Origin of the sequence: Streptomyces tardus (assembly GCF_018101125.2) — a bacterium.
GTDB lineage: Bacteria > Actinomycetota > Actinomycetes > Streptomycetales > Streptomycetaceae > Streptomyces > Streptomyces tardus.
Window position 1 is genome coordinate 2,203,063 of record NZ_JAELVF020000001.1, and the last position, 24,266, is coordinate 2,227,328.

23 protein-coding genes and 1 tRNA gene are annotated in these 24,266 nt (G+C 71.7%); 9 read left to right on the forward strand and 15 right to left on the reverse strand.

The annotated features are described in order from the left end of the window. Positions 1–5: 5 nt before the first annotated feature. The 3 genes from JGS22_RS09430 (at position 6) to JGS22_RS09440 (ending at position 3,285) form a co-directional block, all read left to right on the forward strand. Positions 6–773, forward strand: coding sequence for a thioesterase II family protein (locus JGS22_RS09430; protein WP_211042182.1), 768 nt, complete (start codon positions 6–8; stop codon positions 771–773). Positions 774–1,124: 351 nt separating this feature from the next. After that, entirely contained in the window at positions 1,125–2,333 is a 1,209-nt protein-coding gene (locus tag JGS22_RS09435) for a cytochrome P450 (RefSeq protein WP_211042169.1), read from the forward strand. 94 nt (positions 2,334–2,427) lie between these two features. Beyond that, entirely contained in the window at positions 2,428–3,285 is an 858-nt protein-coding gene (locus JGS22_RS09440) for an alpha/beta fold hydrolase (RefSeq protein ID WP_211042170.1), read from the forward strand. A gap of 69 nt (positions 3,286–3,354) precedes the next feature. Here JGS22_RS09440 and JGS22_RS09445 read toward each other — a convergent pair whose 3' ends face one another. From JGS22_RS09445 to JGS22_RS09505, 13 genes are all read right to left on the reverse strand, one after another. After that, positions 3,355–4,290 carry a maleylpyruvate isomerase N-terminal domain-containing protein gene (locus JGS22_RS09445; protein WP_211042171.1) on the reverse strand — a complete coding sequence of 312 codons (936 nt, stop codon included), beginning with the start codon at positions 4,288–4,290 and terminating at the stop codon, positions 3,355–3,357. A gap of 165 nt (positions 4,291–4,455) precedes the next feature. Further along, the gene (locus JGS22_RS09450) at positions 4,456–4,893 is read right to left on the reverse strand and encodes a hypothetical protein (protein WP_211042172.1); all 438 of its coding nucleotides are present in this window, start codon (positions 4,891–4,893) and stop codon (positions 4,456–4,458) included. Between the two features lie 195 nt (positions 4,894–5,088). Next, complete coding sequence (locus JGS22_RS09455) at positions 5,089–6,309, reverse strand: beta-ketoacyl-[acyl-carrier-protein] synthase family protein (RefSeq protein ID WP_211042173.1); 1,221 nt, start codon at positions 6,307–6,309, stop codon at positions 5,089–5,091. Then, positions 6,309–6,539 carry an acyl carrier protein gene (locus JGS22_RS09460; RefSeq protein WP_211042174.1) on the reverse strand — a complete coding sequence of 77 codons (231 nt, stop codon included), beginning with the start codon at positions 6,537–6,539 and terminating at the stop codon, positions 6,309–6,311. Before JGS22_RS09460 ends, JGS22_RS09455 begins: the two co-directional genes overlap by 1 nt. An 80-nt stretch (positions 6,540–6,619) precedes the next feature. Then, entirely contained in the window at positions 6,620–7,612 is a 993-nt protein-coding gene (locus JGS22_RS09465; RefSeq protein WP_236073646.1) for a beta-ketoacyl-ACP synthase III, read from the reverse strand. Between the two features lie 85 nt (positions 7,613–7,697). Next, positions 7,698–8,678 carry a ferritin family protein gene (locus tag JGS22_RS09470; RefSeq protein ID WP_211042176.1) on the reverse strand — a complete coding sequence of 327 codons (981 nt, stop codon included), beginning with the start codon at positions 8,676–8,678 and terminating at the stop codon, positions 7,698–7,700. Then, complete coding sequence (locus tag JGS22_RS09475; protein ID WP_211042177.1) at positions 8,675–9,382, reverse strand: flavin reductase family protein; 708 nt, start codon at positions 9,380–9,382, stop codon at positions 8,675–8,677. Before JGS22_RS09475 ends, JGS22_RS09470 begins: the two co-directional genes overlap by 4 nt. Next, complete coding sequence (locus JGS22_RS09480) at positions 9,379–9,993, reverse strand: hypothetical protein (protein WP_211042178.1); 615 nt, start codon at positions 9,991–9,993, stop codon at positions 9,379–9,381. The genes JGS22_RS09475 and JGS22_RS09480 overlap by 4 nt, the downstream gene beginning before the upstream one ends. A 3-nt stretch (positions 9,994–9,996) precedes the next feature. Next, entirely contained in the window at positions 9,997–10,485 is a 489-nt protein-coding gene (locus JGS22_RS09485; RefSeq protein ID WP_372454216.1) for an SRPBCC family protein, read from the reverse strand. Between the two features lie 14 nt (positions 10,486–10,499). Then, positions 10,500–11,816 carry an aspartate aminotransferase family protein gene (locus JGS22_RS09490; RefSeq protein ID WP_308405590.1) on the reverse strand — a complete coding sequence of 439 codons (1,317 nt, stop codon included), beginning with the start codon at positions 11,814–11,816 and terminating at the stop codon, positions 10,500–10,502. 163 nt (positions 11,817–11,979) lie between these two features. Then, the gene (locus tag JGS22_RS09495; RefSeq protein WP_211042179.1) at positions 11,980–13,128 is read right to left on the reverse strand and encodes an acyl-CoA dehydrogenase family protein; all 1,149 of its coding nucleotides are present in this window, start codon (positions 13,126–13,128) and stop codon (positions 11,980–11,982) included. A 161-nt stretch (positions 13,129–13,289) separates the two neighbouring features. After that, positions 13,290–14,915, reverse strand: a complete 1,626-nt coding sequence (locus JGS22_RS09500; protein WP_308405591.1) for an aldehyde dehydrogenase family protein — start codon at positions 14,913–14,915, stop codon at positions 13,290–13,292. Positions 14,916–15,290: 375 nt separating this feature from the next. Further along, positions 15,291–16,739: an MmgE/PrpD family protein gene (locus JGS22_RS09505; RefSeq protein ID WP_211042185.1), complete on the reverse strand. Its 1,449-nt coding sequence runs from the start codon at positions 16,737–16,739 to the stop codon at positions 15,291–15,293. 349 nt (positions 16,740–17,088) lie between these two features. Here JGS22_RS09505 and JGS22_RS09510 point away from each other — a divergent pair, with 349 nt between their 5' ends. Both JGS22_RS09510 and JGS22_RS09515 read left to right on the forward strand, forming a co-directional pair. After that, positions 17,089–18,087: a bifunctional lysylphosphatidylglycerol flippase/synthetase MprF gene (locus JGS22_RS09510; RefSeq protein WP_211042186.1), complete on the forward strand. Its 999-nt coding sequence runs from the start codon at positions 17,089–17,091 to the stop codon at positions 18,085–18,087. Between the two features lie 65 nt (positions 18,088–18,152). Then, a complete protein-coding gene (locus JGS22_RS09515; RefSeq protein ID WP_216814914.1) occupies positions 18,153–18,404 on the forward strand; it encodes a hypothetical protein in 252 nt (83 codons plus the stop codon). 256 nt (positions 18,405–18,660) lie between these two features. Here JGS22_RS09515 and JGS22_RS09520 read toward each other — a convergent pair whose 3' ends face one another. Continuing rightward, on the reverse strand, positions 18,661–19,464 hold the full coding sequence (locus JGS22_RS09520; RefSeq protein WP_211040933.1) for an AfsR/SARP family transcriptional regulator: 804 nt from the start codon (positions 19,462–19,464) through the stop codon (positions 18,661–18,663). Between the two features lie 327 nt (positions 19,465–19,791). Here JGS22_RS09520 and JGS22_RS09525 point away from each other — a divergent pair. The 4 genes from JGS22_RS09525 to JGS22_RS09540 all read left to right on the forward strand — a co-directional run bounded on the left by JGS22_RS09525 (position 19,792) and on the right by JGS22_RS09540 (position 23,180). Next, positions 19,792–19,884 (forward strand) — tRNA-OTHER (locus JGS22_RS09525). Positions 19,885–19,967: 83 nt separating this feature from the next. Then, a complete protein-coding gene (locus JGS22_RS09530; protein WP_211040932.1) occupies positions 19,968–21,050 on the forward strand; it encodes a diacylglycerol/lipid kinase family protein in 1,083 nt (360 codons plus the stop codon). Between the two features lie 103 nt (positions 21,051–21,153). Further along, positions 21,154–21,519 (forward strand): nuclear transport factor 2 family protein, encoded by a 366-nt coding sequence (locus tag JGS22_RS09535; protein WP_211040931.1) that lies wholly within the window; start codon positions 21,154–21,156, stop codon positions 21,517–21,519. A gap of 503 nt (positions 21,520–22,022) precedes the next feature. Beyond that, positions 22,023–23,180 (forward strand): S1 family peptidase, encoded by a 1,158-nt coding sequence (locus JGS22_RS09540; RefSeq protein WP_211040930.1) that lies wholly within the window; start codon positions 22,023–22,025, stop codon positions 23,178–23,180. 375 nt (positions 23,181–23,555) lie between these two features. Here JGS22_RS09540 and JGS22_RS09545 read toward each other — a convergent pair whose 3' ends face one another. After that, positions 23,556–24,239, reverse strand: coding sequence for a class E sortase (locus tag JGS22_RS09545; protein ID WP_216815077.1), 684 nt, complete (start codon positions 24,237–24,239; stop codon positions 23,556–23,558). Positions 24,240–24,266: the final 27 nt, after the last annotated feature.

Here is a 24,266-nt window from a genome sequence, read left to right on the forward strand (position 1 = left end):
AGGACATGTCGACCGCGGGCCACTGGTTCCACCCGGTCGAGCCCTCCGACGAGGCCGAGACCCGGCTCTTCCTGCTGCCGCACGCGGGCAGCGGGGCGATCATCTACCGGGACTGGGCGGAGCTCCTCCCGCCCACCATCGCACCGCAGGCCGTGACCCTCCCCGGCCGGCACAACCGCCGGGAGGAGGAGACCTTCGAGAAGTGGGACCCGCTGCTGGACGCGCTGTACGAGGCGGTCGTGGCGGAGATCGACGACCGTCCGTTCGCCTTCTTCGGCCACTGCCTGGGCGCCCAGCTCGCCTACCGGCTGACCGTACGCCTGGCGGAGGACGGGATGCCGGCGCCGGCGCTGCTCGGCACCTCCGGCTGGTCGCCGATCGGCTTCTTCCAGCCCACGGAGGAGCAGAGCCGGATGCCGGACCCCGAACTGGTCGAGTGGATCAAGAAGTTGGGCTCCTTCCCGGCGGAGGTCTACGACAACCCGGAGATGCTCGCCCTGGTCGTGCCCGCGCTCCGGGCCGACCTGCGGGTGGCGGCGCAGTACGTCGACGACGGCGTCACGGTGGACTGCCCGTTCGTCTCCTACGGCGGCAGGTCCGACCCGCTCCAGGAGACCGACGACGCGATGACGCACTGGAAGGACCGCGGCGAACGGTACCTGGGCCACCGGGAGTTCCCCGGCGGGCACTTCTACATCGACCAGCACGCAGCTGCCGTGACCGCCGACTTCGCCCGTCACCTGGACCGGCTGGCGGCGACCGTCTCCGGCTGAACCGCGGTGCCGCCCGCCGAGCCACCCGGAGGGCGGCGCCGACCTCCCAACAGATGCCGGCTCCTCCGTTTCGGAGGGAGTCGGGACGAAACGGAGCTGGAACGGTCAGCTCTCGGTCAGGAAACGGTCAGTACCGGTGCCCATAGTGCGGCGAACAGTGCGGCGAACGCGGTACTCGCCGCACTCCTCCCTGCCCACCCGAGGCGCCCTCACGCCACCGACCTGAGTCACCGGCCTCACGCCACCGGCCTCACGCCACCGGCCCAGGGCCTCACACCCCCGCCCCGGCGCCCCGAGCCCGAAGCTCGAACCGTCGAACCCTCGAACCCTCGAACCGCAAGGAGCCGTTGGATGTTGGACGAACAGGGGAAAGTGCTCGACTGGCCGCTCGCCCGGACCTGCCCCATGTCCGTGCCGCCGGAGCTGGCCGGGCTGCGGGGCGAACCGCCGTGCGCGGTACGCATACCCGAAGGGGCCGTGGGCTCCCGGCGGGCCTGGCTGCTGACCCGGCACGCGGACGTGCGGATGGCCCTGATGGACCCCCGGATGAGCGCGGACGAGTGTCTGCCCGGCGCGCCCGTACGCATCCAGCTGCCGCCGGGCGAACGCCCCTCCTCGTTCCTGCGGATGGACGCCCCGGACCACGGCAGGCTCCGTACGCTCGTCACCTCCGACTTCACGGCCCGCAGGGTGCGTGCGTACCAACCGGGCATCGAGGAGCTGGTCGGTGAACTCCTGGACGGCCTCGCCGCCCAGGACGGGCCGGCCGACCTCTGCGAGAACTTCACCACCCAGCTGCCCACCCAGGTCATCGCCCGGGTCCTCGGGGTGCCGCGCGAGGAGTCGGAGCGCTTCGTACGCCTGACGCGGATCACCATCGGCCAGGGCGATCCGGCCGCTTCCTACGCCGCGTACCAGGAACTCACGTCGTTCATCGCCGAGTTGACGATCGCCAAGCAGGCGGCCCCGGCGGACGACATCGTCAGCCGGCTGGCGTCCCGCCATGTGGCGAGCGGGAGGATCACGGTCAAGGAGGCCGTGGGGGTCGCCCTGCTCCTGCTGGTGGCGGGCCACGAGACCACCACCAACCAGCTCGCGCTCAGCACGCTCAACCTGCTCCTCGACGAGGAGCTGAAGCAGCAGGTGCTGGCCGACGACGGGAAGCTGCTCCCCGCGTTCATCGAGGAGTCGATGCGCTACTGGTCCATCTCGCAGGACGCGATCGTACGGCTGTGCGTGGAGGACATGGAGGTGAGCGGCGTACGGATCTCCAAGGGCGACGCCGTCGTCATCTCCATCCCGTCGGCCAACTGGGACGAGAACGTCTTCCCCGACGCGGGCCGGATCGACGTCCACCGGGACACCAGCGAGCACCTCCAGTGGGGCATCGGCCCCCACTTCTGCCTCGGTGCGCCGCTCGCGCGGCTGGAGATCGAGCTGGCGCTCCGATCGCTCTTCACCCGCTTCCCCGACCTGAGGTTGGCCTGCGACGAAAAGGACATCCCGTTCCGGCACGAGACGGTCTTCTACGGACTGCACTCGCTGCCCGTCACCTGGTGACCACCGCGGCCGGCAGCGCACGCCCATCGTCCGAAAACACCAACGCGTCGTGCCCGACGGTCAGTTCGCGCCGACGCGAGCGAAGGAGTGAACCGTGCCCACGGTCTCGGCCAAGGACGGAACGCGGCTCCACTACAGCGATACGGGGAGCGGCCCGCCCGTGGTGTTCCTCAACGTCGCCATGCTCGACTCCCGTATGTGGGACCGCCAGGTGGGCGCCCTCGCGGAGCGGGGTCTGCGCTGCGTCACCTACGACCGGCGCGGCGGCGGCCGGTCCGACCGGCCCGAGGAGGGCTACGACTACGACACCCTCGCCGACGACCTCGCCGCACTGCTGGACCACCTCGAACTGACCGGGGTGACGCTGGTCGGCTACGCGGTCGGCGGCGGCGAGGCGGTGCGCTACCTGACCCGGCACGGCGCGCACCGCGTCGCCGGGCTGGTGCTCGCCGCGTCCGCCACCCCGGTGCTGTTCCGTACGGAGGGCAACCCGCACGGCATCGTGCCGGCGGAGTTCGAGCCGGTGTTCGCCGCGATGCGCGCGGACCTCCCGGCGTTCCTGGAGGAGCTGTCCGTGCCGTTCTTCGGCGGCCCGACGGCGACCGCGCAGAACCCGGGCAGCTCGGACGAACTCCGTTCCTGGGTCGCGCGGGTGGCGATGGACACGTCCCCCCACGCGGCCGAGGCGCTGTACCGGATGCTGCTCGGTGAGGACTTCAGAGCCGAGCTGCCGCTCGTCGGCCTGCCGACCCTGGTGGTGCACGGGGACGCCGACGTGGGCAGCCCCTTCGCGCTCTGCGGCCCCCCGACGGCGGCTCTCGTGCCGGACAGCTCCCTCGTGGTGTACGAGGGCGCCGCCCACGGCCTGTTCGCCACGCACGCCGAGCGCTTCAGCGACGACCTACTGTCCTTCGTAGGACGGGACGCGGGAGCAGGGGGCGGCGAGGCGTAGGGCGAGTCGCCGCCTGATCCCGTCCACACCGCGGAGCTGGGCCCGGCAGGATGCCGGGCCCAGCTTTCGTCATGTCAGCACGTGGTCGAGCCAGTGGTCGAGGAGCTGGCTCTCGCCCGACACCGTGACCGGTGAACTCTCCACCCGTGTACGGCGCTTGAGCAGGAGCAGCAGCTCGTCGGCGGTGCCGTGGACGGTGACGCTGGGGCTGGTGTCGGAAGCCCACCGGTCCGGCGCCGGCCGCTCGGTGAGCAGCCCCTCGGGCGTACGGGTGACCCGCCAGAGTCCGCGAGCGGGGTCCGGGGCGTCGACCGCCCTGAAGCCGAACGTCTCGCCCCGGCCGCGCATCTCGGCCAGCCGCGGGTCGAAGAACATGGCCGCGCTGGGTGCGGCGATGGCGTGCAGCCACAGGTCGACGGCGTCCAGCGCGGTGCCGGTGTCGATCCGTACCCGTCGGCCGCGTACCAGGTCGAGGTCGGCGCGGTGGACGGCCACCTCGGCCGCCGCCCAGCTCGACCAGAAGCGGGCCTCCTGCGCGCCGAAGGTCGTCCAGACGGTGGCGTGCGGGCCGGCCTCGCGGAGCGCGGTCACCATACGTTCGGCCGCGGCCCGCAGCCACGACACCTGTGAGGCGGTGTCCCGGCCCAGGCTCCCGTCGGAGTCGGACACCTGGTGCGCGAGCGAGTCCACCCGCCGGGTCCAGTCGCCGTGCGTCTCGCCGTGCGTCTCGCCGTGCGTCCGGGCGTGTGCCTCGCCGGGCGTCTCGGCGTGTTCCTCGCCGGGTTCCTCCGTCGCGCTCGGCGGGAGGAACTCCGTGGCCCGCTTCTCGACGATCGTGGCGCCCCAACTCAGGGCCTGGTGCAGGTGGATGAGCATCCTCCCGGTGGTCCAACCGGGACAGCTGGGTACGGCCCGGTCAGGGCCGAGGACGGTCAACGCCTCGCCGATGAGGTCCGTGTCCGCCAGGATGTCGTCGCACAGCCGGTCGTGCTCGTACTCGTACATCTGACTTCCTCACATGACTGGGCGCGGCGCCTCACCCCGACGTGGATCGGTGGGTGTGCGGCGCCGCGCCAGGTGGGGTCCCCGTGTGATGCCGGGGTGTGCGTGAGTGGTCCGCGCGGGCGAGCCGGTGGGTTCGCCGGACTCGCGTCGCGTGCCTGGCTCCGCTCAGCCGCCGGTGGACTCGCGCAGCTTGCGCAGCGAGATGTGCTGGAGCAGGGCGAATCCGCCGACCACGGCGGCCTGCATCGGAATCCAGAAGGCGCCCACGGTGCTGGGGGTCAGCCACAGCACCAGCGCGGCGACGCTGGCGACGGCCCACAGCGCGTTGGCCTCGATGACCAGCTTGGTCCCGAGGACCGGGGGCGACGGCTTGGCCGCCAGGAAGCCGACGAACGCGGCGTACGCCAGCAGGAAGGCGCCGATGCCGACCAGGAACGAGCTGTTCAGCCCGAGGAGGTCGCCCACCGGGCCGGAGAGGGCGAGGTAGATGAGTCCGTTGCCGCCGGTCACGACGGCGTCCAGTGTCAGGAACAGGCGCAGCGGTTTCGCCGCGGCGGGCGCCGTGGCGGCGGCCGCGGTGGTGGTGGAGGTGTAGGTGGTCATGTCTTACTCCCGGTCGGTGTGGTCGGGTGGTCGCGTCCCGGTGTGGTCGGGCGGTCGCTTTCCGTGTGCGGGGATGTCCGGAGCGTGCCGCCGGAGCGGTGCCTGCTCAGCGTTGCCCGGCGTGCTGACGGACGGCTGACGTTGGGTGCGGGGTACACCTCTTCGGCGGGAGCGAGCCGCCGCCGAAGAGGCGCGTCAGGGTGCGGCGGCGACCAGCACGGTGTTCTGCCCGCCGAAGCCGAAGGAGTTGCTCAGCGCCAGCTCCGCCGCACAGGCGGTCGGTTCGGTGGGGATCCTGAGGTCGATATCCGGATCGGGGTTGGTCAGGTTGGCGGTGGGAGGCACCAGCCGGTGTTGCAGCGACAGCAGCGTCAGGGCGGCCTCGACCGCGCCCGACGCGCCCAGCAGGTGGCCGGTGACGCCCTTCGTCGAGGTGACCAGCGGGCTGCCGGGCAGCACGCGGCCGAGCATCTGCCCCTCCACCCGGTCGTTGAGCGGGGTGGAGGTGCCGTGCGCGTTGACGTGGCCGATGTCCCGTACGTCGGTGCCGGCGTCGGCCAGCGCCCGCCGTACGGCCGCTTCGGTGCCCCGCCCCTGGGGGTGCGGTTTGGTCATGTGGTGCGCGTCGGCCGTGGCGCCGTGGCCGATGATCCGGCCGTGGCTGCGCGCACCCCTGGCACGGGCGTCGGCCGCCCGTTCCAGGACCAGGATTCCGGCGCCCTCGCCCGCGACGAATCCGTCCCGGTCCACGTCGAACGGCCGGGAGGCGAGGGCCGGTTCGTCGTTGCGCCGGGACAACGCGCCCATCTGCGCGAAGCCCGCCATGGTCACCCGGCCGAGCATCGCCTCACTGCCACCGGTCAGCACCACGTCGCAGCGGTCGGCGGCCAGCAGGTCCCTCGCGGTGCCGATCGCGGTCGCCCCCGAGGCGCACGCGGTCGCCACCACGAGGTTGGGCCCGGTGGCGCCGAACTCCATCGCCACCTGCCCGGCGAGCATGTTGGGCAGGTGCATCGGGAGCAGCAGCGGCGAGACCCAGCGTGCGCCCTCGTCGAGGAAGGTCTGGTTCTGCTGCTCCATGGTGACCGTGCCGCCGTCGGCGGTGCCCAGGACGACGCCGACCCGCGCGCCGTCCCAGGTCTCCGGGTCCAGGCCGGCGTCGGCCAGCGCCTCCTTGGCGGCGACCAGCGCGAACTGTACGAAGGGGTCGAGCCGGTGGGCCCTGCGCTGCCCCAGCAGCTCCCCGGCGTCGAAGTCGGGGACCCGGCAGGAGATCCGGACCGGGCAGGCGCGCAGCGCTGGGTCGTCCGCCGCCCGGGACACTCCCGAACAGACCGCTTCCCAGTTCTGCCGCACGCCCACCCCGGCCGGGGTCACCAGTCCGAGCCCGGTTACCGCAGCCTCGAATCCGGACATCAGACCCTGGCACTCCGCTCGTCCATGAGACGCACGATGTCTCCCACGGTCCCGGCCTCGCTGAGCTCGTCCTCGGACACGGCGAGGCCGAGCTCCTTCTCCAGCACGAGCGACAGCTCGACGATTGCCAGCGAGTCCAGGTCGATCTCCTCGGGCGTGGCCTCGGCGGTGATCGTGTCCGGCGACACCTTCAACTTGTTGACCAGGATGTCCTTCAGCGTTTCGAACATGTCGATCTCCTTCTGTGCGGATGGTTGGTCGCGCGGGTGGTTGGCGCGGGTTGGACGCGCGGGTTGGTCGCGCGGGGTCGTCAGCCGGGCAGGTCGGGCCACACCACGGTGGTGGCGCCCCAGGCGAGCCCCGCGCCGAACGCGGTGAGCAGGAGCCGGTCGCCCGTGCCGAGCGAGCGGTCGGCGTGGGAGTGGTGCAGCAGCAGCGGGATGCTGGCCGCGCCGGTGTTGCCGACGTGCTCGATGTTGGAGAGGAACCGCTCCTCGGGCACGCCGAGTTCCTCGCCGACCGCGCCCAGGATTCGTGCGTTGGCCTGGTGCGCGGCGATCCGGTCGACGTCGGCCAGCTTCCAGCCGGCGGAGTCGACGGCCTGGCGGGAGACGGCCGACATACGTTCCACCGCCTGTCTGAACGTCTGCTGCCCGCTCATCTGGAAGTAGGTGTCGCGCTCCCGCGCGGGCACTCCCGTGGAGCGCTGGCGGGAGCCGCCGGCCGGTACCTGGATCAGCTGCGACCGGCTGCCGTCGCTGCCCAGGAAGACCCGCCCGAGAGCCCCGGGCTCGTCCGGCCGGCCCGCCCGCAGCACGACGGCACCCGCGCCGTCGGCGAAGATGACGGCCGTACCGCGGTCCTGCGGGTCGATGATCGTCGTGAAGGCGTCCGCCCCGATCACCAGGACCCGCTCCGCCGTACCGGCCGCGATCAGCCCCTGGCCGGCCGCCAGGGCGTAGAGGAAGCCGGTGCACACGGCCGAGACGTCGAAGGCCGCGCTGCCGCCCAGGCCCAGCCGGTCGGCCACCTCGGGAGCGGTCGCGGGGCACGGCCGGTCCGGAGTCGTCGTCGCCAGCACGACCGCGTCCGCACCGTCCTCGCCGTCCGCCCCGCCCGCCGACTTCAGCGCCAGCCGTCCGGCCTCCACGGCCAGGTCCGAGGTCGCGTCGCCGGGTGCGACGACGTGCCGGGTGGCGATGCCGGTACGGGACCGGATCCAGCTGTCCGAGGTGTCCAGCCGGGCGCTGAGGTCGGCGTTGGTCACCTGTCGCGGGGGGACCCACCCGCCCAGCCCGGCCAGTACGGCGGACCGGCCGGGCGCGCGCCCCGTCGGGAGACCGGCGGACCGGCCGGACGGTGCCTCGCTGTTCGACACCGCGGCCTCCTCAGCTCTGCCCGGAGAGGATGCCGACGGCGTCGCCCAGGCCCATGTACTCCATCCGGACCTCGGCCATCTCGTCGGTCCAGCGCTCGGCCGTGTCGTAGCGCTCGACCGGCGTGGTCTCCAACATTTGCCGGCCCGGCCACACCTCGTAGTCGCCGACCGCGTCCGCGTGCTGCTCCATGCCCTGCTGGAACAGCTGCTCGCGGTGCAGGACGAACTCCCTGTCCGGCACCCGGTCCCACAACTCCCGTCCGGCGCGCAGGATCTCCATCAGCCGCGGCCGGTACTCGGGGTGGGCGATCAGGTGGTCCCGCATCAGCGAGCTGCCGACCGCCAGGTGGCGGATCTCGTCGATCGCCGCGGTGCGGGAGAGCTCGGCCGCGGCCGGGTCGAGCCGGTCCCACTTGCGTTCGCTCAGCTCCGCCGCGGGGGCCAGAACGCCCTCGATGACGATGGTGAAGACCGCCACGCCGCCGGCGAAGTCGCCCTGGTCGCGCACGATGTCGAGAGTGAATTCCTCGACCGGTGCGAGCACCCGGCGGCGGTAGTCGGCGGCCATCTCCTCGATGTCGGCGACCAGGGTCTTCTCCGGCATCCCCAGTTCGACCAGGTGGTTGCGGAAGACGCGGGCGTGCCGCGCCTCGTCGATCATCTGGGTGGCGTAGAACTCCATCTCCGGAATTCCGGGCGCGCGGTCGACGTAGTGCGCCAGCAGACGGGTGGCGATCTCCTCCGCCAGCGAGCGGTAGCCGAGCTCCAGCACCATGGCCTCGCGCAGCGGTCCGGGTTCCTTCATGAACGCGGGGATCTCGGCGTCCCCGGTGTGCCCGCTGACCCCGCGTCCGCGCAGGGTCCCCTGGGCCACCTCGGTGAACCAGTAGGCGAGATCGCAGCGTTCGGCGGTCAGTTCCAGGGTCTTGGCACCGTCCAGCAGCCCTGGTGCGGTGTCGAAGTCGGCTTCGTGCGCGACGGGCGTGTTCATCGATACTTACCTTCCTCGCCTGCGGCGATGCTCGGTACGGGAGTGCCGGCGGTGGCGCTCGGCCGGGCGGCGTTCGCTGCCGGCGGCAGCCCGGTCGGGTCGTACAGCGCGGGAGCGGGCAGCGCTGCGGTCGGGAGTGCCGCGGTCGGGAGCGCGGAGGGCGGGAGTGCGTTCGCCGCCGGGTCGTACAGCACGGGGGCGTGCAGTGCGCCCGCGTAACTCAGCAGCGGTTCACCGCCGTTGGCGGTCGCCTCGGTGACCAGCCCGAGCAGCACCTCGTGGTCGCCCACCGGCACACAGCTGCTCAGCCGGCAGGTCAGCTGGGCCACCGCGCCGTCCAGCAGGGGCGCGCCGCCGGCGGACCGCGAGCCCGGCATCCAGGAGACCTCGTCGAACTGGGCCGCGCCCTCGGGCCGTGCCCGATTGGCGAACCAGCGGGCGAGCGCGTGCTGTTCCCCGCTCAGCACGTTGGCGACGAACCGCTCCTCGGTGCGGACCAGGTCGGCCATGGCCGACCCCGGCCGCAGACAGACGCCGATGATCAGCGGCTTGCGGGAGACCGAGGTCAGCGTGGAGACCGTGGTGCCGTGCAGCCGGTCCCCGCTCCGGACGGTGAGCACGGCGACGCCGGAGGCCAGCGAACGCAGTACCGCGTTCCTCCGGCGGACCGCCTGCGGACGGGCCGGCGCCGCCTGGGTGCTCACGACTCCGCGCCCGTCACCGCGGCCGGCACCCGCGGCGCGTCGCTCCCCGGTGCGTTGCCGCGGCCCGGCGCGGCAGCGGGCTCCGTACCGGACTCCGTGCCCCTGCCCTCGTCCTCCGGTACGGACTCCACGTGCGGCAGCGGGTCCGGGGCGACGCCGGCGCGGCCCGAACGGGCGGCGACCTCGTCCAGGAGCTGGTTGAAGCGGGGGTCGACGACCGGCTCGAAGTGCAGGCCGAAGGGCTTCAGGAAGTTGCCGAACAGCCCGCGGTCGCCGAAGAGGTGCCACGGGATGGCCAGCAGTGCCCACTCGGGCCCGACGAACAGGCACCACAACCCGATGACCGCGGCCTGCGTGAGCAGGCTGTGCATCGTGTTGTAGAGGACGTAGTACGCCTTGTGGATCTGTTTGGTGCGGCTGCGGTGGTAGGCGATCGCGCCCGGTATGTAGCCGATGAGGTCGATGTAGAGGAAGAGCGCGATCGCCACCGGCCAGCGGATCTCGTCGAAGTGCGCGACGACGAAGCCCGTGGTGACGGCGAAGGCGAGCAGGTACTCGGCACGGTGGAGACGTGCGGTGACCGGGGTGTCGAAGACGTTGCGCTGGTCCATGCCTCAGCCCTCGCCGGATGTCGCGCTCGGGGCCGCGGTCGCCGGCAGCTCGATCTCGCCGAGGAGTTCGACCTTCTCGAAGAGCCCGGTCACGGCCCAGGCGATGGTCTCCCTGATGACGCGCTGGGCGATCGGGTCGAGGATGGACTCCAGGCTCGGAATGCCGAAGTCGAACTCGCAGGAGAAGCGGACGCTCACGTCGTCCCCCTGCTGCTCGACCTGCCAGGTCCCGGAGAACTCGTCGAAGTCGCCGTCGGACTGGGAGAACCCGATCCGCAGCTTCTCCCGGTCGAAGGTCTCGTCCTCCGTCCAGCGCAGCAGCCCGCTGCGGAAGTGCAGCGCCCAGCTGGAGCTCCCCCTGGGGTCGGGCAGCGTGCTGTGAACGGTCGTCTCCCGCACGTGCGGGGCGAGTTCGGGATAGCGGTCCCACCGCAGGATGTTGTCGAAGACGTGCTCGGCGTTCTCGCCGTGCACCAGGGCTTCGAGTTCCACATGACGCACCGTGCTCACCTCACGTTATTCGGCATGGTGGCCTTGCCGGCGACCAGGTCGCGGCAGGCCTTCTCGAAGGAGCCGAGCAGGTGCTCCACCTCGCTGTCGGTCAGCGTCGCGGGCGGCGTGAACCGCACGACCGTGCTGCCGTTCATCGAGTGGTTGGCAACGACTCCGTTGTTGAACAGCTCGATGAGCAGTTCACCGGCCAGGCCGCCCTCGATCAGCTCGATGCCGATCAGCAGGCCCTGGCCGCGCACCTCCACCACCAGGTCGGGGATGGTGCGTTCGGCGATCTCCCTGATGCGCGGCAGCAGCGTCGCGCCCAGATCCATCGCCCGGGTGACCAGGCGGTCCTCCTTGATCGCCCGGATCGCGCCCTGGACAGCGGCCATCAGCAGCGGCTGCCCGGAGAAGGTCGCGGTGTGTACGTAGGGGTCCTTGTCGAACGGGCGGAACGCCTGCCGGGTCGCGATGGCGGCGGACACCGGGGCGACGCCGCCGCCCAGCGCCTTGCCGGCGAGCAGCACGTCCGGCACGACGCCCTCGAAGTCGGCGCCCCACCACTCGCCGAGGCGGCCCATCCCGGACTGGACCTCGTCCAGGATCAGGAACCCCTCGTACTCCTTGACGAGTTCGGCGACCCTGGTGAGGTAGCCGCGAGGCGGGAGGATCACGCCGCCCTCGCCCTGGACCGGCTCCAGGATCACGCAGCACTCGCCCGGGTGGGCGGCCAGCTCGCGCTCCAGCGCCTCCGCGTCGCCGAACGGCAGGTGGACGGCGTCGGGCAGCAGCGGCCGGAAGGGCTTCTGGTAGACCTCCTTGGCGGTCGCCGTCAGGGCGCCCATCGTCTTGCCGTGGTAGCCCTTCTCCATCGAGACGATGCGTCGGCGGCCGTTCGCACGGGCCAGCTTCAGCCCGGTCTCCACCGCCTCCGCCCCCGACAGGCCGAAGTGCACGCGGTCCAGCTGCTCGGGCAGCGTGGAGACCAGCGCCTCTGCGGCGCGGGCGACCGTGGGCTCCAGCAGGATCCGGGTGGCGGTGGGATGGGTCGTCAGCTGGCGCTGCACCTCCTCCACCACCAGTGGGTGCCGGGCGCCCATCAGGAAGACGCCGTAGCCGCCCGCGTTCAGGAAGCGCTCGCCGTCGCTCGTGTGCAGCCAGGCGCCCTCGGAGGCAATCTCCATGTGGCTGCCGAAGAGTTCGGCCAGGGTCGCCCGGCCCTTGCTGAGGTGTGCCCGGTAGAGGCCGAGGATCTCCGCCTCGGTGTCCGCGCTGTGCGGCGGGTCACCGAGGCGCGGCAGCTCCGGTGCTTCGGGAAACGTGGTCACGGGAATCTGGCTCCTTCTCAGGGTCGGAGGTCGGAGTGCGCCGGTTCTCCGGGTCGGAGTGCGGCGGGTGCTCGGCGGGGCGCGGGACGGGTGCGCGCTGGGGTGCGGGACGGGTGCGCGCGGTGGGCCGCGCGGCTCTCGCGCCGCGCGGGTCCAGTCCGGGTCAGGACAGTTCGAGCGATCCGCCGGCGAACCAGCCGAGCAGCGGTTCCGCGGCGGCGACCCTGGACGGCGGGTGGAACGCCAACGGCCTGACGGCGCGGGCGAGTCGGGAGTGGTCGGAGGACTGGATGAAGTCCATGCCGCCCAGCAGCTCCAGCGCCTGGTCGGCGACCGCGGCCATCGACTCCTGCGCGGCGTACCGGGCGACCAGTACCGCGGCCACGGCCTCCTCGCCTGCCAGCCCGTCCCGCACCGCCCGCGCGGCGCCCTCCAGCAGGGCGAACGCGGCCTCGGACCGTACGGCGAGCTGGGCGCGTTCGGTGCTGGGGCCCCTGCCTCGCCGCAGCACCTCCTCCACCAGTGCGGCGGCGGCGCCGGCGTAGCAGGAGGAGATGATCAGCTCGAACCAGACGAAGCCGGCGGTCTGGAGATCGTCGAGCCGGGTCGGATCGTCCTCGGTGGTCGTCACGAGCAGGTCCTCGGGGACGAACACGTCGTCCAGCCGCACCTCGTCGCTCTCCGCGGCGGCAAGCACCTCGTTCCCCCAGAAGGGGTGGACGGAGACGCCCGGCGAGTCCGCGGGGACGAGCGCGAGTGCCAGCCCCGGCGTGCCGTTCGGGCCGGGCAGGGCCGTGGAAGCGGTCAGCAGATCCATCGAACGGGCCAGGCTGCACGGCTTCTTGGCGCCGCTCAGCAGGTAACCGCCCTCCGTCGGACGGGCGTTGACCGTGGGCGCGAGGATGTTCTGCGCGGTCCGCCCCTCGGACCAGCCGGAGGCCATCAGCCGCCGGCCCGGTACGACGTCGGCCAGCACCGCGTTCTGCGCGTCGGTGAGCCGCCCCGCCGTCTCCGCCAGCGAGAACAGCATCGCGGCGGTGAAGTGGTGCATGGCGGTGCCGGCCGCGAGGGAGGGGGAGTAGGAGCCGAGCGCCCGCATGACCTGGACGGTCTCGACCGGGTCGGCCGCGTGCCCGCCGTACTCGGTCGGTACGAGCAGCCCCACCCCGTCGTGCCGGCGGAACAGGTCGATCACGGCGCTTCCGCCGTCGCCGGGGCTCTCCCGTTCGGCGAACGGGATGGCGTCAAGTGCCTTGCACAGACCGGGATGCAGCCGGTCGCAGGTGTCGCGGGCATTGTCGAGAGTGCGCATGTGCGGGCACCTCCGGGGTGCGATGACTGGGTACGACGGTGTCGGGGCGGCGCCGACTTCACGGGCCGGTCGTCGTGCCGGCGGGTGTCGGCGCGACGTGCCGGTCGGCGGGTGCGGGTGGCCCGGGTGCGTGCGGGGGTGCGGGCACGGGCCGGGTGCGGTCAGTCGCCGAAGACCGCGCGGTAGGGGCTGATGCCCTCGCTGATGCTCACGCCCTGGAGGTGCGAGGTCTTGAACATCGGGTAGTTGGCCTCGCCGAACACCCCGCCGGTCATCCCGGTGCCGCCGTGGCTCGGCAGATAGGGCAGGAAGCCGATGTGCGAGTCGTTGACCTTCAGCAGGCCGCCGTTGGTGGTGCGGCTGACGAAGGTGTTGATGACCCGCGGCGATTTGGACCACAGCGAGTTGCGCAGGCCGTAGGCGTTGGCGTTGACGAACCGGACGAACGTCTCGCGCAGCTCCTCGGCGGGCGCCGGTTCGACCGCGACGATGGGCAGCAGCGGGAAGAAGGTCTCCTGCATGACCGCCTCGATGCGCCGACCGCGCTCCAGCCCGTCCACCCGCAGCACGGTCGGCTCCAGGAACACGCCGGTGTCCGAGCGGGTCCCGTCCACCTCCATGCGGTGGCCGCCGCACACGAGCTCGGCGCCCTCCTCCAGTGCCTGGGACAGCAGTCCGAAGAACTTCTCGCTGCGCCGCACCGGGGACAGCAGTACGTCGGGGTCCTCGGGGAAGCCGGGCCGGATGCCGCGGATCTTCTCCTTCACGTGCCCGATCAGCTCCTCGACGATCTCCGGGTGGGCGAGCACGGTGTTGGGCACCATGCAGATCTGCCCCGAGCCGTAGAACGACTCGGTGATCGCCTCTGCGGCGAGCGAGAGGTCGGCGTCCTTCCAGACGACGATCGTGTCGTTGCCCGCCAGTTCGAGGATCGGCTTCTTGCCGGCCGCGATGCACTGCTCCTGGAAGCGCAGTCCCTGGTCGCTGCCGCCGATGTAGAAGATGTCGTCGACCAGCGGGCTGCTCACCCACTTGTCCATCGTGCTGCGGGCGTTGCCGCAGACCACGTTGAGGGTGCCGGGCGGAGCGCCGACCTTCTCCAGCAGCGGGGCGACGATGTCGCGCAGCACGAACATGGTGCTGAGCGGGATGCTGCGCGGTGCCCGTACGACCACCGCGTTGCCGGCCATCAGCGCCAGGACGGCGAGCGCGGCGCTGGGGGCGGGCGCGTTCTGCGGCGGGTTGAAGCAGACGACCCCGTCGGGCTGCCGGTGCGAGATGAGCGTGCGGCCGGCGTAGGAGCACTCGGAGTACATTCGCTTGCGGTACCAGTGGCAGTTCTCCCTGCTGTAGACCTCCAACAGGCAACTCAGCTCCCAGCGGGCGAGCTTGAGCGGGTGCGCCTCGGCGACGAGCATGTCCAGGAACTCCTGGCGGTGCTCCAGCAGCGCCTCGCGGAACAGCTCTCCCAGACGCATGCGCTCGTCCAGCGGGACCGCGGCCCACACCGGCGCCGCCTCGGCCGCCGCGTGCAGCGCCCGGTCGTTCTCCTCGTCGGTCGCGACGGCCACCCGCCCGACGACGTACGGGTGCTCCGCCGCCTCGGACTGCGGGTTCTGCTCCAGCTCCCGCTTGAGCGAGACGCCGGTGAAAACGTCCTCCAGGAGCGAGCGGGAGCTGATCGTGTACACCCAGGCGCTGTTGGGCAGATCCTCGCCGCCCACATAGGACTGGTAGCTGAGCAGCGGCCTCCCGCGTTCCTGCGAGGTCGGCTCCGGCGCGGTCACACCGCTTTCCGCAGCTGCGAGCGTGGTATTCCCTTTCGGAAACATTGCGACTGCCTCCTCATTGCCTGGCAAGCGTCGGCCAGCACGCGTCAGACCGTGTCAAAAGAATCTGACGATTGACTGACGCGGTTCTGACTCGAATGGATGGGTAATCGGTCGGGAGAATCGCCGGAGCGAACCGGTGTGAAGGTGCGTGAATTCCCGGTGCCGCTGCGTACGGGAAACAGAAGGGCCCGGGGCACGCTCGTTCCGACCTTTGAGGGGGAGCCGAAGGGAATCGACCGGAGCGTGCCCCGGGCCCGGCTCGGACCCGGGGCCCGGCTCGGGGTGGTCGTGGGGCGGTTGTGGGGCGGTCGCGGGCGGTGCGGGCCGGGCTCAGCTGCGCAGTGCCGCCTCGATCCAGCGGCGCAGCTCCTCGGGCCGCATCCGGTGCAGCCTCGACGCCTCGTTCGCGACCGAGGCGGGGCCGCCGAGCGAGACGAACTTCTCGCGCACCAGCCGTGGATGGTGCGATCTGGTGTCCTGTCCCGCGGCGCCCAGCGGGATGAGGCGTTCGCGGGTGAAGCTGCGCCCGTCGGTCAGGCGCACGGTGACACGGGCCCCGGTGGACTTGGTCGAGCTGGCGAAGTCCCGGTTGAACGGCTCGCGGTGGTCGGCCAGTTCGACCAGCCGATCGCCGCCGAAGTCCCGCAGCCAGCCGCGTCCCGCGGCGCCCGCCTGGCGCACCGCCTCGCCGAACGGCGCGTCCGAGCGCAGCAGTTCCCTGGTCATCTCGGTGTCGTGGACCAGCCGGACCCGGTCGGCCAGTGCCCACCGCCGGGAGTCGTCGGTCGCGGGAGCGGCGAGGTCGTCGACCGTGAACGCCCCGTTCAGCAGGGTCGTGGCCACCGGGTAGGGGACGTGCAGGACCAGCGCGCCCTGCGGCGAGCCGGGCCCCGTCACGTACCGCTCCGCGTGCTTGCCGGCGAACAGCGTGTACACCGAGGCCTCGACCACGACCTCCCGCACGTCCTCGGGCTCCACCGGGCCGAGCGCCCGGTGTATCTCGGCGGCGCAGTCCACCGCGGCGTCGATTCCGGGGCCGCCGGGGTGCATCTTGAACGACAGTGTCTCGGTGTGCCAGCGCCGTCCCAGCCCCGCGGTGGCGGCGTCGGGCAGGGGCACGGTGGCGAAGCGCGCGAGGAAGCCGTCGGGGTGCTCGATCAGGTCGGAGGCGCCCAGCAGCCCGGCCCGCGCGGCGTCGCAGGCGTCCATGGCCGTGCGGACCGGGGTGAAGGTGTTCAGCAGCCGGGCGTCGCTGGCCAGGAAGGCGCGCATGAGCGGCCAGTTGGGCATTCCGAGGGCGAGCCCGAGGGCGTTCTCCCACACGCTCGTGGTCGCGCCCTCGCAGGCCAGCCGGCCGGCCACCGCGCCGGCGAGATGGGTGTGCACCGCGCTCTGCCCGCGCAGCGGACCGAGCGTCGCGGCGGCGGTGATCCGGGAGGCGCACTCGTTCGCCGCGACGACCGCGGTGAGCAGCGAGAGCCCGTCCAGGCGGTAGGCGTGCGCGTACGCCAGCGGTACGGCGACCGTGGAGTTGGACAGATGGCCCGCGTACGCCGTGTCGTCCAGGTTGAGCCAGGAGCCCAGGCCGGCCAGGACGCCGGCGGAGATCCGTGGGTCGTCGCCCAGGGGGTCGCCGAACGCCTGGAGCAGGCGGCGGCCGAGCGGGTGCGCCGATCCGGCGCGGACGGCAGCGATCTGCGACAGGACCTGGCTGGCCGCCAGCTTCAGCACGCGGCAGGGGATGTTCTCGGGCCGCAGTTCCGAGCCCCAGGCGGCCATGGTGTGCAGTGCGGGCCCGGCGTCCGGCGGTGCCGCCTCGACGGGTGCCCCCCACTCCGCGCACAGCGCGTGCACCACACCGTTTCCCAGCAGTTTGGCCACGACGTAACGCCCCTCTCGGGCCTTGGCGGTCAGGCAGGAGCGCGTCGCCCGGTCGCGGCGTGCGCAACGCAAGGTTTGGGGCCCTCGCTGACTCGTCGCTTACGCGCCCCTGACAGGGAATTGATTTCTCGATACTTCGTCATCTGGGCCTTGTCGGGGAAATTCTTCGGTGTTCTACTGCTGGGCACTGAAGGTGAATTCAATGAGGCGTACAGCTCATGTGGTGCCGGCCGGGAAGAGGAACGCCATGCAGGTCGCGACAGCAAACTTCGAGGAAATACGGGAAGCCATCGGCGCCCATACGGGAGCGGACAACCCGAGCTCGTTCCTGGCGCTCAACGAGGGCACCTCGTCGTTCGGCCGCCCGCATCTGGACGGGGTGATCAGCTACCGCGCCGCGGGGCGCTTCCTGGTCCAGCTCGGCGGCCCCTTCGCGGCCGAAGGGGACCGTGCCGAGCTGCTGCACGAGTTCCTCGGCCACGCCCGGGAGCGTTCGGCGACCGTCGTCGGCGTACAACTCGCCCGCGCGGATGCGGAGTTGTACGCCCGCAACGGCTTCACGGTGAACCAGGTAGGCGCCTCGTACGCCGTGGACCTGGAGCGGTTCACCCTGCGCGGCACCCGCTTCATGCAGCTGCGCAACAAGATCTCCCGCTCGTTCCGGGCCGGGTTGCAGGTCACCGAGGTGGACCTGGCCGGCCACGCCGAGGCGGTCGCCGAGATCGACGCGGCCTGGCTCGGCACCAAGGGCGAGGCCGCCCGCCCGCTGGAGTTCCTGGTCGGTCAGACCGGCGGGCGGGCACAGGCCGAACGACGGCTGTTCCTCGGCAGCATCGAGGGCCGGCCGATCGGCTACATCTCCTACGCACCGGTCTTCGGCAGCAGGCAGGGCTGGATGCACGACCTCAGCCGGCGCGTCCCCGAGGGCCCGCCCGGCGTCATGGAGGCCATCAACTCCACCGCGATCGAGGTCTTCCGCACGGAGGGCGTCCGGTGGCTGCACTTCGGCTTCACCCCGTTCACCGGGCTGGCCGAGGAACACGAACTCCCGGGCCGCAGCAGCGCGTTCCAGTGGTTCATGCACTGGCTCTGGGAGAACGGCGAGGCGGTCTACCCCGCCCGGACCCAGCTCTCCTACAAGGAGAAGTGGGCGCCGCACGCGGTGCTCCCCGAGTACGTCGCTTTCCAGGGCCGCGCCGACCTCGGCGCCTTCGCCCACATCTTCCGCGCAGCCAACGCCTTCTGACGCGTGCGTTCTGCCGAAGGCCCCGAGCTACGGGCCGACGACGGCCCGAGGAGACGGAGAGAGCCATGTCCGAGACGATCGTGAACCCGCCCACCACGCCGCAGAACGCAGCCATGGCGCTGCCCGACGTCAGCGCCTTCCAACAGGCCGTGGTCGAGACGTTCTTCGGCATCATCGGGGCGCCCGACGACCCCGACGCGCTCGCCGGAGGCGCCCGCGCCCTCGCCGAGCTCGACGCGCTGCTCGACGCCGCGCCCGCGCCGACGCCCGCGAGCGCAGGGGCTGCGAGCGCCGGAACGGTCGGCGCCGGCAGCTGAGTTGACCTTCGGAGGGGGCGGACGGCGACTGCCGTCCGCCCCCTCCGGCGTGATCCGACCGGCCCTGCACCAGAGGCAGCACGTGCGAAGACCCCGCACCCACGAGATCCGGCCCCCGTCACGGAGGCCGGATCTGGTGCGTACGGGGGCGCTGCGTACGGCCCCGTACGCACCAGATCCGGCCTCCGTGACGGGGGCCGGATCTCGTGGGTGCGGGGTCTTCGCACGTGCTGCCTCTGGTGCAGGGCCGGTCGGATCACGCCAGGCGGGCGGAGAGCAGCGTCAGTTCGGACTCGACGTGGCGCAGCTGGGGGGCGTGCTGGAGGATGCACTCCTCCAACTTCCGCAGCTCGGGCGTCGGGTCGATGCCCAGTTCGTCGCTGAGCCGGCGTCGGGTGCGGTGGTAGACCTCCAGCGCCTCCGCCTGCCGGCCCGACCGGTAGAGCGCGATCATCAGCTGGCCGCAGAAGCGCTCCCGCAGCGGGTTCTCCCGGTGCGCCTGGTTCAGCTCGCCCAGCAACTGGCCTTCCCTGCGCAGGGCGAGTTCGGCGTCGAAGAGCGACTCCAGCCCCTGCAACCGCAGTTCGTTGAAACGGGTTGCCGCGCACTCGCACATCAACCCGCCGCAGTCGCCGCCGAAGACCGGTCCGCGCCACATCCGCAGGGCGGCTCTCAGCGTCCTGACCGCGTCGGCCGGGTCGTCCGCCGCGAGTTCCACGCCGCGTGCGATCGCCGAGCCGAAGTCCGTGGCGTCCAACCGGGCTTTCCCCAGGGAAAGTTGGTATCCATGCGCGTAGCTCAGCAGCTGTACGCCGCTGGAGCCGTCGTCTATCGACCGCAGCCACTTGCGCAATCTGCTGATGTGGGCCTGCAACGCGTTGACGACACCGTTCGGCACGTCCTCGCCCCACAGCTCCTCGATCAGTGCGCCGTGGCCCACCGTGTGCTCTTCGCTCACCAGCAGGGCCTGCAACAGCACCCGCCTGGACTGTCCGCTCACTTTGTGCACGCCGCTGGGCGTGTGCACCTGCACGCCGCCCAAGATCTCGAAGTTCAGCACAGAAGCCTCCCCGTTCGAACGGCTTACCAGAGTGCTTCGTCGCACATGGGCGACTTACCGCATTGCGGTGACTTCGTCAGGTGTCCGCCGGCCGCGTTCGTCGTGCCCGGTACGCCGTGCGGTGCCGCCCGGCCGACCTGACGAGGTAGCAGGGCGCGGACCGGTCGCAGAGCCCCGCAGTGTCCGCCCCGGCGTACGCCCCGGCGCGTATTTCCGTACGGGAGTACGGGGCCCGCACCCGAGTCAGAGAGGTGTCAGGGGGACGTCAGCACACCCCGGCAGAGTCGTCCTTGTCACCGGGAAGGAACATCCGAACCGGGAAGACGTGGAGAGGTACCCGAAGCGGCCCAACGGGGTCCGGGTGCTTTGCACTTGGCCGGGTCTTCATGGCCCTCGCAGGTTCGAATCCTGCCCTCTCCGCTCCGTTTGCCACGCCGTGTGGGCAACTCCGTTGTCGGTGGCGCCGACCGGCGCCACCCACCACGCGAGGAGAGCCCGCAACGATGGACACCACGGCCACCCAGCCGGGACCCGCTCCGGCCGCTCTCTCTCCGTCCGCCGCCGCGTACTCGGGCTCACCGGGCGCGAGGCCCACCCGCGCCCTCATCGTGGCCAACCCCGCGTCCGGGAGCCACAGCGAGACCCTGCTGCGCGAGGTGCGGGACCTCTGCGCGGCCCGGCTCGACGCGGTGGAGGTCCACCTCACCACCGCCCGCCGCGACGCGACGGACGCCGTCGGCCGGGCACTCCGCCGCCCGTACGCCCCGCACGCGCCGGAGGTCGTTCGCTCGAACGGGACCGCCGAGCGCTCCGACGGGACCGCCGTGCCGTCCACCGAGGTCCGACCCGATCTGGTGGTCGCGGTCGGCGGGGACGGGACCGTGCGCGAGGTCGTCCAGGGCATGGCCGACGCGCCCGCGCCCGCGGCTCTCGCCCTGGTACCCGGCGGCACGGGCAACTCCGGCTACCGCATGATCTGGGGAGACCGCCCCTGGGCCGACGCGCTCACCGCCCTGCTGCTGCACCCCGGCGACCGGGCCCGGCTGCGGCGGCTCGACCTCGCGCTGCTGCGCGAAACCGCGCAGCTGGTCTTCCTGGGCGCGTGCAGCGGCGTGATCGCCGAGGCGCTGCCGATCGCCCGTACGATCCCGCTGCACGGCCGCGCCCGGTACGCCGAGGCGTTCGCCCGGGCGGCCGACGCCCACCGCCCCTACCCCGGCCGGGTCACCGTGGACGGCGAGGTGGTCCACGAGGGGCCGACGGTGCTGGCGAACGTGGGCGGCGGCCGTTACCGGGGCGGCCAGTACCTCGTGCTCCCGCACTCCGAGCCCGACGACGGACTGCTGGACGTGTGCGTCATCGGCGGGTCCGTCGCCGCCTCCCGCGTGCCCGAGCTGACCCGGACCGCAGCGCATCTGGAGCTGCCCGACACCGTCTACGCGCGCGGCCGGACCATCGTCGTCGAGCGGCTGGACGGCGAGCGGCTGCCGCTGGAGCACGACGGCGAGTACCAGGACACGCTCGGCGACCGCGCCACCCTCGAAGTGCGGGCCGGGGCGCTGTGGACCTGGTGCCCGACGTCGTGACTTGACGGAGTCTGCCGCTCCGCATTGCTCCGCCATAAGCCCACCAACAGACTGAAAACACTACTGACGGGGCCGAACAGGCATTGACCACCAAGGAGTTGCCATGGCTGATCTGAACGCGGTCGTCGAGCGTTACCTGGACATCTGGAACGAGCCGGACGCCGAGCGCCGCGCGAAGGCGATCAGCGAGCAGTTCACCGACGACGCCGTCTATGTCGACCCGCTGGCCTCCGTCGCCGGCCACGACGGCATGGGCGCCGTCGTCCAGGGTGCCCAGGAGCAGTTCGCCGGCCTGCGGTTCGAGCTGCTCGGCGAGGTCGACGCGCACCACAACATCGCCCGCTTCCGCTGGGGCCTCGTCGCCCAGGCCGGCGCCGAGCCGATCGCCATCGGCTTCGACGTCGCCGTCACCACCGAGGACGGCCGTATCCAGGGTGTGTACGGCTTCCTCGACAAGGTGCCCGGCTGAACCACGGCCCGTGATGCCCCCGCGGCGCACACGACGGGCGGTGTGCGTACCGAACTCCGGTACGCACACCGCCCGTTCGCGCGTGCCGACCCGTTCGCGCGTGTCCGGCGGCGTCTGCCCGCCTGCCTGTGCCCGCTTCGGCGCCGCCCCGAGCACCTGCGTCCACCGCGCACCTCGCGCACCCCGGTCACTTCGCGCACCCCGTGTCGCACACGCAGGCAGCGGCGTGCGCGGTGCCTGCTGAGGCGGCAGGGGGCGAAGTGAATGCCGGGGAACGAGGGGGCCCATCTACTGTCGCTCGTGCCCAACCCACCACGTTTATATGGGAGTTGGGCATGCGATACGGCGATGTTCCTCGACTCTCCGACAGTTCCGCGCAGTACCGGCCTCATTGGTATGGACAAGACAAGTCGCGCTCTCTACTCTCATGCTGCGGACTGAGAGCGCTCCCAGACTGCTGTTGCAACCTCACCCCCGGCAACAACAGAAGGGCATCAACCCCCATGCGACGCAGACGTGTTGTGAGAGTCGGCCTGTCCGCTCTCCTCCTGTTCGGCGGCATCGCCGCCACCGGCCCCGCCACCGCAGCGATGGCCGCCCCCACCAACAACCTCGAGTACTCCCCGGGCCTGATCGAGGCCATGAGCACCGACCTCGGTCTCAGCGCCAAGGAGGCCCGTGCCCGGCTCGCCCTCGAGGCGACCGCGGCGGAGGTCGCACCCACCGCGGAGAAGGCGGCGGGCAGCGCCTACGCCGGCAGCTGGTACGACGAGGAGACGGGCAAGCTCACCGTCGCCCTCACCGACGGCAACCGCGCCGACGCCGTACGCGGAACCGGCGCCGAAACGGTGTCGGCCAAGTACAGCGCACGCACCCTGGACAGGGCGATGGCGGACATCGACGCCCTCGTCACCAAGAAGAACGCCCCCTCCCAGGTGGCCGGTTGGGGCGTCGACACCCGCGCCAACGAGGTCGTGGTGAGCCTGGTCAAGGGAGCGAAGAAGGACGCCGCGACCAAGGACTTCATCAAGCGTGCCAAGGCGGCCGGTCCGGTGACGGTCCGCGCCGACGCGGCCGAGGCGCCGAGCACGTTCGCCGCGGGCACGGTCGGCGGCGACCCGTACTACACCGGCAACGTCCGCTGCTCCATCGGCTTCTCCGTGCACGGCGGCTTCGTCACCGCCGGCCACTGCGGACCGCAGGGCCAGCAGGTGCGCGGCTGGGACAACTCGCAGATCGGCCACTTCCAGGGTTCGTCCTTCCCCGGTGACGACCTCGCCTGGGTGAACGTCGGCAGCGGCTGGTGGACCGAGCCGGTCGTGCTCGGCTACGGCGCCATCCCGGACCGGCTCGTCCGCGGCTCCAACGTGGCCCCGGTCGGCTCCTCGATCTGCCGCTCCGGATCCACCACCGGCTGGCACTGCGGCACCGTCCTCGCCCACAACGAGACCATCAACTACGCGCAGGGTGCGGTCCACCAGATGACCGGAACCAGCGTCTGCGCCGAGGGCGGCGACTCCGGCGGCTCGTTCATCTCCGGCGACCAGGCCCAGGGCGTCACCTCCGGCGGGCACGGCAACTGCTCGGCCGGTGGCCGCACCTGGTACCAGCCGGTGAACGAGATCCTGAGCCGCTACGGGCTCACTCTCCACACCGCCTGATCCACCCGCACACACCGCAGAGGCGGGACGCGCGTTCCCCGTGACCGCGTCTCCCGCCCCTGCGGGCAACGGCCGGTACTCCGCCCCAGCGGCGGGTACCGGCCTCCGCCGTCGCCGGCCCGCTCGCAGCGGGCCCCGCCGCAACCGACCGGGCCCGGCGTACGGGCAGCGTGGCGTACGGGTCGCGTGGCGTACGCACGCCGGTTGGCACAGGCGCTCGGTGGCGTACGCCGGCCTCGGGGACGTACGCGCCGCGTGGCGTACGCGACCGGGTGGGCGAACTCGACGGCGTGCGAACGGAGTTGGCTTTCCGGCGGATCGGGCCGGGAGCGTTGCGCCGGTGGCCCGGACACGGGCGGGGCGCCTCGGGGTGCGTCAGCCGAGCTCGCCGGGCGGGGTGCGGTCGGCGTCGACCTTCTCGGTGCGCACCAGCTCTCCCCAGACGATGTAGCGGTAGTTCGAGGTGTAGACCGGGGTGCAGGTGGTGAGGGTGATGTACCGGCCCTTCTCAGTGGCGCCGGACTCCTTGGGGACGTCGTCGAGAACCTCGGTGTTGTACTTCGAGGTCTCCGGAAGGCTCGAGTACACCTCGTAGACGTACCAGGTGTCCTTGGTCTCGAAGACCAGCGGATCGCCGTCCTTGAGCTTGTGGATGTTGTGGAACTTGGCACCGTGGCCGTCGCGGTGGGCGGCGAGCGAGAAGTTCCCCGACTCGTCCCACGGCATCGCCGACTTGACCGGCCTCTTGTAGTAGCCCGCGATCCCCTGGTTCAGTTCCTTGGGATCGGTGCCCGGCTTGATCAGGATCTCCTTCTTGCCGAGCCCCGGCGCGTGCAGGAAGCCGATGCCGTCCCGGGTGTCCAACTCGCCGGGACCGGTGGGGACGTTGGCGCCCACGTCGCGGTCGGCGGCCCAGTTGTCGCGGACCCGGTCGGACTCCCGGTCCGCCTCGCGGTTGGCCAGCACGTTGGTCCACCACAGCGAGTAGACGACGAAAAGAGCGAGCACCACGCCCGCGGTGATCAGCAGCTCACCGCTCACGCTGACCACGGCCGCCAGCTTCCCGCGCGAACGCCCGCGTGCGGC